Below are 12,302 nucleotides of genomic sequence, written 5' to 3' on the forward strand. Positions count from 1 at the left end.
AGTATAGAAACAAAAATAAAGAAGCCACTTATCAAAGTGGCTTCTTTATTTTTGTTTCTATAATGAATGTAAGGCTAAAACTTAATAACTCGCTTTGTGGTTTGTTGTTCTTTGGTTTCTATATTAAATATATAAACACCAGATTCTAAGCCCGACATATCAATTGTATTTTTCGTTGTTTCTAATACCTTTTTGCCATTATAATCGAAAACTGTTACACGATCTATAGGAATACTTATATATATATTACCTTTAGTTGGGTTTGGATATATACTAAATTCATCTTGGTTAAATTCGTCCGTATTAAGTAATGCATCATAGGTAATACTAAATTCTAAAGCTGATAGATTTCCATCGCCAGAAACACTATTCGCACTATTCGCATCAATATTTAGTGTAATAACTCCCGTTGTAGTAGGCACAACCTGAACAATGTAAGTTTCATCTGAACCAGAAAAATTAAGTAGTGATCCATTTGTAATAATGATATCGTTGATATCAAAATTAAGTACGCTTTCAGAAAATGTAATAGTTATAGGAATAGGGTTAGCTGCAGTTGGAGAACTTTCGGTAGAAGTAATAATTACTGTTGGTTCGTCATTGGCACTAGTAACAGTAATCATAAATGTTTGATCGGTAGAAGTATCAACTCCTCCGTTAGCAGTTCCTCCATCATCAGATAGGTTTACAGTAACCGTTGTACTTCCAAAAGCATTTGCAGCTGGGGTATAGGTTAAATTTCCAGTTACATCTATTGCGGGTTGACTACTGAATAACATATTGTTATCATTAGTTATATTAAAAGTAAGGATTTGTGTATTTCCATCTCCATCATCAATATTAGAAACAAATCCATTTACAGTTTGTGCACCAGAATCCTCTGTAACTGTTTGGTCCGGATTAACAGGTAAAGAAAAGCTTGGAGCATCATTTACTTCATTAATAGTAATTATAAATGTTTGATCAGCAGAAGTATCGATCCCTCCATTGGCGGTTCCTCCATTATCAGATAGATTTACGGTAACAGTTGTATTTCCCGAAGCATTTGCGGTAGGTGTAAAGCTAAGGTTTCCAGTTGCATCTATTGCAGGCTGACTGCTGAAGAGAGCGTTGTTATCATTTGTTACATTAAAAGTAAGTGTTTGTGTATTTTCATCTCCATCATCAATAGCAGAAGCAAATCCATTTACGGTTTGTACACCAGAATCCTCTGTAACTGTTTGATCTGGATTAACAGGTAAAGAAAAGCTTGGAGCATCATTTACTTCATTAATGGTTATAATAAAGGTTTGATCAGCAGAAGTATCGATTCCTCCATTAGCAGTTCCTCCGTCATCAGATAAGTTTACAGTTATGGTTACATTTCCAGAAATGTTCGCAGCAGATGTGTATGCAAGGTTTCCTGTAATTTCGTCTATTGTAGGTTGACTACTGAATAATGCATTGTTGTTATTCGTTACATTAAATGTAAGTGTTTGAGTGTTTCCATCTCCATCATCAATAGCAGAGGCAAATCCATTTACAGTCTGCATTCCAGAATCTTCTATGACTGTTTGATCTGGACTAGTAGGGAGTGAAAAACTCGGAGCCGAATTAGAAGGGATAGTGTTTATAGTATAGTTGTCCGAGTCTGCAGCAACTCCTGTATTTCCAGCCGCATCTGTGTATCCCGTTCCTACGCTAATAATATTTGTGGTATCTTGTATATTTGGTGTAGGGGTAAATAATCCAGTATATATAACTGGATTCGCTGTTACCATAAATCCTGATAAAGCACCATTTTGAACTGTAACATCAGCTGATGTAAATCCTACTGGAACTTCACTAAAGGTAAAGGTAATAGTAGAGGTTTCTCCCATTGTGAGAGCAACATCCGAAAGGGAAATACTAACTGTTGGAGGTGTTAAATCTCCTAAAAAGGCACTACCTGTAAAATTACCTGTTACATTATCTGGATGTGTATAGTTTCCAAAACTCCAATTATTAACGGAGTCATATATTTGAATTAAGCAATCACCTATTGTACTGTTACAAGTAGTTGGCCCTGTGTATATACCTTGATCAGAAATTAATAGAATTTGTGCACTTGATAATCCTGTATTAGTAGTTATAAAAGGAAAACCATTATCACCATCAATGGCGGATAGAAAAACACCAGGAGTTGCTCTTGTACCAGTTACTGCTACAATATCTTCTGCAGATGCTAAATCAAATCCAGCGTTGATTTCATCTACAATACCTACAGAAGCCATTTCCGTGTTCCCATCTGCATCAGTAATATTAACTACTGTTCCAGCATCAATAGTACTACCAGTATTATTGGTCCATATTAAATCTCCTTCATTTACTGCGGATGAAAATTGCATTCCATCCCATTCTTCATCTATAAACGTTATAGTGGTTCCGTTAATGGCATCGTCTAATAAAACAAAAGAAAATCCATCTTCTTGATCTGCGCCTCCATTGTCAGTATGAAATGCTACAAAAGCAATATCACCTGGAGCGTCTATTAGATTATTTTGATTCTGAGAAAAAGCTTTGAATGAGGTTAGAATTACAATTGACAAAGCTATTATAAGTGATTTTTTTTTCATGTCAAAAATGAAATTAATTTGGGTGAATTTATGACTATTATGTGACCATAAAGATACTAAAATATGAATGAAGCTTATGATCATGCATTATGATCTTAATAATATGGTTTAATAAATCATTTTTTTTTGAGAATACTAAAATGAGGAATAAAGTATTTTGTCATAATACTTTTTTCTTAACTTATTTCATGAAAATGTGTTAAAACCATACATTTTTTGTCAGTAATTACTGAATTTATTAACCGAAAACGTTTTAGATTTTTGGTAAATTAGGTTATTGTGGTCAATAACAATAGATTTGACTTCAATGACAAAGAAAGTAAAAAATATCGCTGTACTTACTTCTGGAGGAGATGCTCCAGGAATGAATGCCGCTATAAGAGCGGTAGTTCGTGCGTGTAGTTATTATCAGATAGATTGTTTTGGTGTTTATAAAGGTTATGAGGGCCTTATTCACAATGAAATGGAGAAGCTGAACGCACGTTCGGTAAGAAATATAATAAACAAAGGAGGAACTTTTCTTAAATCTGCCCGTTCTAAGGATTTCCGAACGGAAGAAGGAAGAAGGAAAGCTCATAATAACTTGGTAAAGAATAATATTGATGCACTTATCGTAATTGGAGGAGATGGTAGTTTTACAGGTGCATTAAAGCTTTCAGAAGAATTTAATTTCCCTGTGGTCGGAATTCCAGGAACAATCGATAACGATATTAACGGTACTGATTATACGATAGGATATGATACTGCTTTAAATACGGTGGTAGAAGCTATAGATAAAATTAGAGATACTGCAAGTTCACATAATAGACTATTCTTGATCGAGGTAATGGGGAGAGATGCCGGAGATATAGCTCTCAATGCAGGAATTGGAGCAGGAGCAGAAGAGATATTGATTCCAGAAGAAGATATGGGGGTTGATAGGCTTATAGAGTCCTTGAAAAAAAGTAAAAAGACAGGAAAAACTTCTAGTATTATAGTCGTGGCTGAAGGTGATAAATCTGGAAAAAATATTTTTGAATTAGGAGAATATGTGGAGGAAAACCTAGTAGATTATGAAGTTAGAGTTTCAGTATTAGGTCATATACAAAGAGGTGGGTCACCAAGTTGTTATGATAGAGTTCTGGCAAGTAAATTAGGAGTAGGAGCTGTAGAAACATTATTAGAAGGACAAAGTGAAGTGATGATAGGGATTGTTCATAAAAAAGTAGAAATAGTTCCACTAGCAACCGCTCTTGGAAAAAGAACACACAAACACGATCGATTAATTAAAGTAGCTGATATTACTTCAGTATAAATATAACCACGTTTTAAATCAAAAACAACTAAATTATTAAGTATGAGTACGTTAAAAATTGGAATTAACGGTTTCGGTAGAATTGGAAGAATCGCATTTAGAATTGCTTCTAAACGCGAGAATGTAGAAATAGTAGCTATTAACGATTTGTTAGATGTAAATCATTTAGCTTATTTATTGGAGTACGATTCTGTACACGGAAAATATGATGGTACTATTGCTGTAGAAAATGGAAGCCTTGTAGTAGATGGTAAAGCTATTCGTGTTACTGCAGAAAGAAATCCTGAAGAATTAAAATGGGATGCAGCTGGAGTTGATGTTGTAATGGATTGTACAGGTATATTTACTACATTAGATGGAGCAGGTGCTCATTTGAAAGCAGGTGCTAAAAAAGTTGTTATTTCTGCACCATCTGCAGATGCACCAATGTTCGTTATGGGTGTAAATCATAAAGATGCTAAGGCAACAGATACTATTGTTTCTAATGCTTCTTGTACTACGAACTGTTTAGCGCCATTAGCTAAAGTAATCAATGATAATTTTGGAATAGAAGAAGGGTTAATGACTACAGTTCACGCTGCAACTGCTACACAAGCTGTTGTTGATGCTCCTTCTAAAAAGAATTATAGATTAGGACGATCTTCATTAAATAATATAATACCTTCATCTACTGGAGCTGCTAAAGCTGTTGGTAAAGTAATACCAGAATTAAATGGTAAGCTTACCGGTATGGCGTTTAGAGTACCAACGGCTGATGTTTCTGTTGTAGATCTTACAGTAAAAACTAAGAAATCCGTATCTTATGAAGACCTAAAAGCTGTTGTTAAAAAAGCATCAGAGAATGAATTGAAAGGGGTTTTAGCATATACAGATGAAGATGTAGTGTCTCAGGACTTTGTTGGAGAACATCATACATCTACTTTTGATGCAGGAGCTGGAATAGCATTAAATGATAATTTCTTTAAATTAGTTTCTTGGTATGATAATGAATATGGATACTCTTCTAAATTAGTAGACCTTTCATCTTACGTAGGAAACCTATAAAGAGGTAACAAATAATATTGCCTCGATTTGGTATATAATCGGGGCTTTTTTCATAGCAAACACACACACACAACAAATATTTTTTTAAATGATTTTAATAGCTGACGGTGGTTCTACTAAATGCGATTGGATTCTTCTTGATGATTCTGGAGAAATTGTATTTAAAACCCGTACAGAAGGATTGAATCCTGCTGTATTTGAGAAGTCTTTACTGGAAAAAAGAGTTCGTGCTAATGCGGAGTTAACCGAGCATAGCAAAACAATCGAAGCGGTTCACTTTTATGGAGCTGGATGTGGTACTGCAAAACCTGCCGCTATGTTAAAGAAAGTATTTGAAGACTTTTTTGTTAATGCTACTGATGTAGTGGTTAGAGAAGATATGGTTGCAGCTGTGTATGCAGCTACTACAGAGCCTGGAATTGTCTGTATATTAGGAACTGGATCTAACAGTTGTTATTATGATGGAGATGATATCCATATGGCAGTGGATTCTTTAGGATATATTTTAATGGATGAAGCTAGTGGTAATTACTTCGGGAAACGATTAATAAGAGACTATTATTATAAAAGAATGCCTCCAGAGGTAGCTGGAGAATTCGAGAAACGTTTTAATCTTTCTTCTGATTCTATAAAAGAAAATTTATATAAAAAAGAAAATCCAAATACGTATTTAGCTTCATTTGCAGAATTTATTTTTACCAGTGAACGTAACGGATATTTTTATAAAATCATTACAGAAGGTATACAAGAATTTGTAGAAACAAGAGTATTGTGTTTCCCTGAAGCTCAAAATGTTCCTGTACACTTTATTGGGTCAATAGCCCATTTTAGTGAGGACATTATTAGAGCAGCAGTATGGCCATATCACTTAACAGTTGGTAATATTGTTAGAAGACCTATTGATGGGATTATAGATTACTACAGAAATGATGTAATTAAAAAGAAACCAAACAAGGTTTAGAAATAATAAAATCAAGGAGAGATCAATGATAATGTTCTAATATTATCAAGTTTTCTCCTTTTTCCATTTTCCATAAACTGGCTACGAAAAAGTATCCATCTTTAAAATCTTCATAATCACATCCTACAAAATAATCATCATCGTCCTTAATGATGTTTTCGCAGATATGATTTTTCATTTTGCTGTCCCAAAAACTTTGATTTTCCTCTTTTTCAATCCAATTAATAATATCTCTTTCTGAGATAACACCAAATTGAACATCATTTTTTTGGACTAGTTCATTAACTTCTTCTTCTTTGAGATATTTTATAAACTCTTTACTAATGATTTCTTCTTTCCAAATTTTTTTGGAATCCCAATTCATTAGATATTTTGTGTTTTCCTTACTTACTTTCACTCTTTTTGTTTGGGGGGTAAATTACCTTGTAAAAGTATATAATTTTATTTATTAAAATTATAATTTAAACTAATTCTTGTGCCTTTTCCAGGAGTCGAACTAATAAAAATCCTACCATCTATATAATTCATTCTTTCTTTCATGAAAAATAACCCCATTCCACCTTCAGCATTGTTCTTAGGCTTGCTTGGAATTTTGTCTAAATCAAAACCTTTACCATTATCATCTATAATAATACTTAATATGGATTCTGAACTGTTGATAGAAATTAGAATATAATCAGATTTAGCATATTTTATTGCATTATTTACAGCTTCTTGTGTAACTCGATATAGATTGGTTTCTACTAATGAATCAAAACGTAGATCAGTATTAGATTTGTTTTCTAACATGATGTTTTTACCTGTAAGTTTAGTAAGTTCTTTCGCCATTTTTTGTAGAGCTATACTAATCCCATAATCTTTTAATTCCGGTGGAGTAAGATTAAAAGTTGCAGTTCTGATTCCGAGAATTAAGTCTTTAGATAATTGTTTAAGCCCTTCTATTTTTTGATGAGTTTTTTCAATATTATTTGTGTTGATAGATTCAATGTTAAATTTCAAGGCAGTAAGCATTTGTCCAATACTATCATGAATTTCTTTAGCAATTCGTTTTCGTTCTTCTTCCTGCGCTTCTACGATCAGACTAGCGTTAGATTTTTGTAATTCTTCTTTTTGTTGGTATTCTAAATCATTTAATCTTTCTATTTCTAATTGCGCTTCTTTTCTTTTGGATATATCAGAGCAAAGAACCAATCGTTCTGTATTACCAGGTTCTTTAAATACATTTAGAATAGAAACATCTAACCACATTTTTTTATCATCCTTAGAAACAAATTCAAATTCTTCATTAAAAACACCTCCTTTATTCTGAGATATAAGTTGAAGTAGTCTATTTGCTTGAAGCTCATTTAGTTTCATAAGTTCTGCAAGGTTTTTTTGATCAATTTTTTGATCTATATTTAAAACCTTTGTAAAACGTTCTCCTAGATTTTTAACGATACCCTGTTCATTAACTCTAGCATACAACAGAGTTTGATCTAAGGCTTTGGTAAGCGATACAAGTTCTTGTACATTCTCGTTCTGAATTTTCCTAAGTTTCTCGGCGTTAGCCGCCATATTTGTGGCATCTTTTTGAGATATTAGAAGATTTGATATTGTTTTCTTAATACTTAATGCTACGGGTCTAAATAGTAGAAAAAATTCAAAAATTAAGACTAAAATGATTAAACCAAATATGGTGTATTCTATTTTTTTAAGACTTGATATTTTTTCTTTAGCTTCTTTTTCATATCTATAAACAATGGCGTCCATTTGTTTAAGGAAAAGAGGCTCATTAAAAATCACATTGTCTAGATAAGGTTTTAGAATTTTTTGGTTAACAGAATCGTTTTTAACTAAATTAAGTACTTGTTCACTGTTTTGATATATAATTTCGAAATAAGGTTGTAAAACCAAAAACATTCTTTTTATTTCTGTACTATCATTTTTTCCTTTGGGTATAGAGTCGTTATATCTTCTTAATTGCTCATGGGAAGTTTTCCAAAGATCTATTGTAGCTTCTAATTCTTCAATGTATTTTTTTTTAAGCACATCATTGGTAGTATAACTAAGTAATAAAATCTCTTTAGTCAGTTTCTGACTAAGCATACGTTGTCTACCAGAAATATTAACGATTTTAGAATCATCTATTTGTGAGTTAAGATACCGCTGAATAAAAAACTGTCCGCCAATCGTAAATAGGGCAATGGCTCCTAAGGCAATAATATAGATTTTACTTAGGCGATTAAATGTTTGATGATCTAATGATTCCAGTTTGTTCAATATGATAAAATTATGCGATAGCTTGCTTAATCAAATCTAATCCTTTTTCTGAATATGATATATTTAGCGCAGCTTGGTGTCCTTTATCAGACATTTTTCTCCAAGTTTTTTGTAAGATATCAATAACTTTTTCTGAAACGTGTTTTTCACAGAAATCCGAATAATAGAATTCAAGAAAAACCAGACATATTACATCTTCTAATACTTGGGTATCTTCATCTTTTTTTAATTTCTTTTTTTGAATTAAAAAAGATACCCTATCTATTGTTTCCTGATCATAATCTACCTTCTCAAGTATTTCGGATGCTTTTTTTGCATGAAATTTTTTAAGTTCTTCCCTCCATTTTAAGTATCCCACACGATCCATTGGATAACTGTTTCTTGGGATTTCCCACCTGCAGATATGTTGAGCTCTAGAAGCTAATTGTAAAGCTTCTGATGCTTCTGGCGCAAAATTGTCTAAAGTATGACTCATTCGTTGACCATAGACTAATTCTTTTGCAATAGATTCTCCTTTAATTATTTCTTTATTAGGATCATTTGCATTTGACTTATCAATAAGAGAAAATGCTTCGGTTATTTTTGTGGTTGGCATAAAAGTAAGATAATTAGAATACTTGCTAAAGTAATGTTTTTAGCAATAAAATTCTTTATTCTTCAAAGCCAATAAAAACAATATCGTTTTCTATTTTCACTGGATATGTTGCGATAGGAGGTAAATCACCATTTAAGTTTTCTCCTGTTTCTAATGAAAAAGTTTTTTTATGAAGAGGACAAGCAACTTTAGGTATTCCATTGTGATCACCTATCATTCCTCTACTTAAAACCATTTCGTTTTTTTCAGGTGATAAATTTTGACAGGCGTACCAGTTGTTTAACCTATTAAAGTTGAATACCGCAATTTGTAAATCTCTATATTTAACACAAGCTCCTCCGTCTTTTGGAAAGGCATTGATTGATGCAGCTTTGAACCAAACTTTTACATCTTCTAATTTGATGGTTTTGTATTTATTTAGAATTCCTTCCATTTTTTTAGTTATAAGCGGTTTAATTATTTCCAGGGTTCAGGCATTTTTTGCTCCCTTAAAGGAACAAAAACTATATTTTCATCATCATCTTCGCTGTTTACGAAGTGGTTAAAACGCTTCATTATTTCAGGGTCATTAATGGCTTGAGTCCATTCACATTTAAATTTATTGACCAAAGTTTTCATTTCATTTTCTAAATCTTCAGCAATTCCAAGTTTATCTTCAATAATAACTTCTTTCAGATATTCTAATCCACCTTCTAAGCGTTCTTGCCAAGCAGCGGTTCTTTGTAATGGTTTTGCTGTTCTCATATAAAACATCAAATATCGGTCTAGATATTTGATTACAGTTTCGTTATCAATCTGTTCAGCAAATAATTCTGCGTGTCTTGGTGTGGCTCCACCGTTTCCACCTACATATAAATTCCATCCACCTTCTACAGCAATTAAACCGAAATCTTTTCCACGTGCCTCGGCACATTCTCTGATACATCCAGAAACTCCACCTTTAATTTTATGTGGAGCACGAATTCCTCTATACCGATTCTCGAGTTCGATACCAAAGCTGACACTTTCATCCATTCCATAACGACACCAGGTCGAACCAACACAAGTTTTTACTGTTCTTAATGATTTACCATAAGCATGACCACTTTCAAAACCGTGGTTAATTAGATCTTTCCATATTAGGGGTAATTGATTTAGAGTCGCACCAAATAAGTCAATACGTACACCTCCTGTTACTTTAGTGTATAGATCGTATTTTTTAGCTATTTCCCCTAATGCGATAAGCTTTTCAGGAGTAATTTCACCACCAGGAACTCTAGGAACTACTGAGTACGTTCCATTTCGCTGTATGTTGGCTAAAAAACGATCATTAGAATCCTGAATAGCGTATTCTTCATTTGCTGTATCTGCATTAATCGTCGCCATCAAGGAAGCAACAAGTGGTTTGCATAATTCACAACCATGTCCGCCATTTCCGTGGTTATCTAATACTTCATTAAATTTTGTATATCCTTTTACCTGAATGATTTTATATAAATCTTGTCTGCTTAAATCAAAATGTTCACAAACTCCTTCTTTAACTTCAATACCTAAAGATTTTAGAGTAGCATTTGTTAAGTCCGTTACCATAGGTTTGCAACCACCGCAACCGGTTCCGGCTTTGGTGCAACTAATTACTCCTGCAACATCTGTAGCTTCTCCGTTTTCTATTGAATTACAAATCTGCCCTTTTGTTACACTTTCGCAAGAACAAATCTGAGCTCCATTCGGTAAATCCATAACATCACCTAATAAACTACCTTCATCACCTCCACGACTGCCTAGTATAAGATCTTCAGGTTCTTCTGGAAGTTTCATTCCATTAATATAAATTTGGAATAAAGAATTATAATCAGATGAATCACCGATTAAAATCCCGCCTAAAAGTTTTTTACCATCTTTAGAAACACTTATTTTTTTATAAACTCCATTTCGTTTATTTTCATATATAATCTCATCAATGTCTTTTTTAGACTGATTAAGAGCATCTCCAAAACTAGCAACTTCAGTTCCTATTAATTTTAATTGCGTTGACATGTCGATTGATTCAGGCATTTCTGCATTACCTCCAGTGATTTGTTGTACAGCTACTTCTGCCATATCATACCCTGGAGCAACTAAACCATAAATCATGCTGTTTAATAAAGCACACTCACCAATAGCGAATATATTTTTGTCAGAAGTTTCCATTTTTTGATTGACCACGATTCCACCGCGAGTTCCTACCTCAAGGCCACACTCTCTAGCTACTTCATCACGTGGACGAATACCTGCTGAAACTACAAGCATATCAACTTTTAATTCGGTATCATCAACATATTGTAATCCTTCAATAGTTTTTTCTCCTTGAAGAAATTGTGTTTGTTTAGAAAGATGTACTTTTAATCCCATACTTTCTATTTTGGACTGAAGCATATCACTAGCGCCTTTATCAAGCTGTCTTGGCATTAAACGAGGTGCAAACTCAACTACATGAGCATTAAGCCCTAAATTTTTAACCGCGTTTGCAGCTTCAAGTCCTAATAAGCCTCCACCGAGAACAGCAGCTTCTGTTTTTCCTTGAGCTTTTAATTTTTTAGCATATGCCTCTGTAGCTTCAAGATCTTCAATAGTCCTATAAACAAAAACCCCTTCTTTATCAATACCTTCAATTGGCGGAACAAAAGCAGAGGATCCGGTTGCTAGCACTAAATAATCATAGGAATAAATATCTCCTCGATGATTAGCAATCGTTTTATCCTCTCGATTGATTTCTGTAATCATTTCTGAAATATGAAGATCAATATTATTATCCTCATACCAATTAGCAGGAGACATACTTAAATCTTCTGAAGTTTTACCATCGTAAAATTCGCTAAGATGGACTCTATCATACGCTCGCCTTGGTTCTTCACCAAAAACTATAAGTTTGTAATCTGTAAATTTTTCTGATGCTACAAACTTCTCACAGAACTTATAACTTACCATTCCGTTACCTATTACTACTATCTTCTTCATTAGTTACGTATTTATAAATCAAAATTAAGTATTAATACGTATTTAAGTAATAAGAATTACGTAATTATCAGTTGTGTAAATTAGGAATTTGAAAATAATCCATAAAAAAACCTGCGAAACTGATTTCGCAGGTTTTAGATATAATATCATTAATAAATTATTGTTGTGGTTTCGGACTCCATTTTAAGAAGTTTGGTTTTACTACTAACATTGCCCATCCCCAATTTTGTAATCCACTAGGATTGGTAACTCCTTTTAGAACTTCCATACTATCTCCTGCGAACATCTGAGAATATCCTATTTTTAAAGTAGCATACGGTAGTATTTTTTGAGTAAATACTAAGTCTAATTCGGTACCTAAATAATTATCATCAGTTCCTGCTATATCTTCTGCAGCAGAAAAATAGTGAAGCTTGGCTAATAGGCTACTACTTTTACCAGTTTTGATAACAGCTTTAGCATATATATCTTGTAATCCTACACTATTGGCGTGATTGCCTACATAGAAATAATCCATAAATCCATTAAATTTATGATTGGTTCCAAAAATAGGGAAGAAAGATGTAATCTCTCCATCAG

Annotated in this window: 9 protein-coding genes and 1 pseudogene; 3 read left to right on the top strand and 7 right to left on the bottom strand. The window is 33.1% G+C overall.

Annotation, left to right across the window (positions count from 1 at the left end):
• Positions 1-74 precede the first annotated feature (74 nt).
• Positions 75-2,594, bottom strand: coding sequence for an Ig-like domain-containing protein (locus tag BMY33_RS17525; protein WP_170837117.1), 2,520 nt, complete (start codon positions 2,592-2,594; stop codon positions 75-77).
• 307 nt (positions 2,595-2,901) lie between these two features.
• Here BMY33_RS17525 and pfkA point away from each other — a divergent pair, with 307 nt between their 5' ends.
• From pfkA to BMY33_RS17540, 3 genes are all read left to right on the top strand, one after another.
• Positions 2,902-3,888 carry a 6-phosphofructokinase gene (gene pfkA / locus BMY33_RS17530; RefSeq protein WP_091410949.1) on the top strand — a complete coding sequence of 329 codons (987 nt, stop codon included), beginning with the start codon at positions 2,902-2,904 and terminating at the stop codon, positions 3,886-3,888.
• Between the two features lie 42 nt (positions 3,889-3,930).
• On the top strand, positions 3,931-4,932 hold the full coding sequence (gene gap, locus BMY33_RS17535; protein WP_091410951.1) for a type I glyceraldehyde-3-phosphate dehydrogenase: 1,002 nt from the start codon (positions 3,931-3,933) through the stop codon (positions 4,930-4,932).
• Positions 4,933-5,020: 88 nt separating this feature from the next.
• A complete protein-coding gene (locus tag BMY33_RS17540) occupies positions 5,021-5,893 on the top strand; it encodes a BadF/BadG/BcrA/BcrD ATPase family protein (protein WP_091410952.1) in 873 nt (290 codons plus the stop codon).
• Positions 5,894-5,915: 22 nt separating this feature from the next.
• Here the strand turns inward: BMY33_RS17540 and BMY33_RS17545 are convergent, their stop codons facing one another.
• The 6 genes and pseudogenes from BMY33_RS17545 to BMY33_RS23570 form a co-directional block, all read right to left on the bottom strand.
• On the bottom strand, positions 5,916-6,290 hold the full coding sequence (locus BMY33_RS17545; RefSeq protein ID WP_139195693.1) for a hypothetical protein: 375 nt from the start codon (positions 6,288-6,290) through the stop codon (positions 5,916-5,918).
• A 44-nt stretch (positions 6,291-6,334) separates the two neighbouring features.
• On the bottom strand, positions 6,335-8,152 hold the full coding sequence (locus BMY33_RS17550) for an ATP-binding protein (protein ID WP_091410956.1): 1,818 nt from the start codon (positions 8,150-8,152) through the stop codon (positions 6,335-6,337).
• Between the two features lie 10 nt (positions 8,153-8,162).
• Positions 8,163-8,747, bottom strand: a complete 585-nt coding sequence (locus BMY33_RS17555) for a DUF4202 domain-containing protein (protein ID WP_091410957.1) — start codon at positions 8,745-8,747, stop codon at positions 8,163-8,165.
• 55 nt (positions 8,748-8,802) lie between these two features.
• On the bottom strand, positions 8,803-9,180 hold the full coding sequence (gene nirD, locus BMY33_RS17560; protein ID WP_091410959.1) for a nitrite reductase small subunit NirD: 378 nt from the start codon (positions 9,178-9,180) through the stop codon (positions 8,803-8,805).
• A 23-nt stretch (positions 9,181-9,203) separates the two neighbouring features.
• The gene (nirB, locus tag BMY33_RS17565; protein ID WP_091410961.1) at positions 9,204-11,723 is read right to left on the bottom strand and encodes a nitrite reductase large subunit NirB; all 2,520 of its coding nucleotides are present in this window, start codon (positions 11,721-11,723) and stop codon (positions 9,204-9,206) included.
• Between the two features lie 157 nt (positions 11,724-11,880).
• A pseudogene (locus BMY33_RS23570) lies at positions 11,881-12,302 on the bottom strand (alginate export family protein); the annotation flags it as partial.

This window comes from Aquimarina amphilecti (assembly GCF_900109375.1).
Lineage (GTDB): Bacteria > Bacteroidota > Bacteroidia > Flavobacteriales > Flavobacteriaceae > Aquimarina > Aquimarina amphilecti.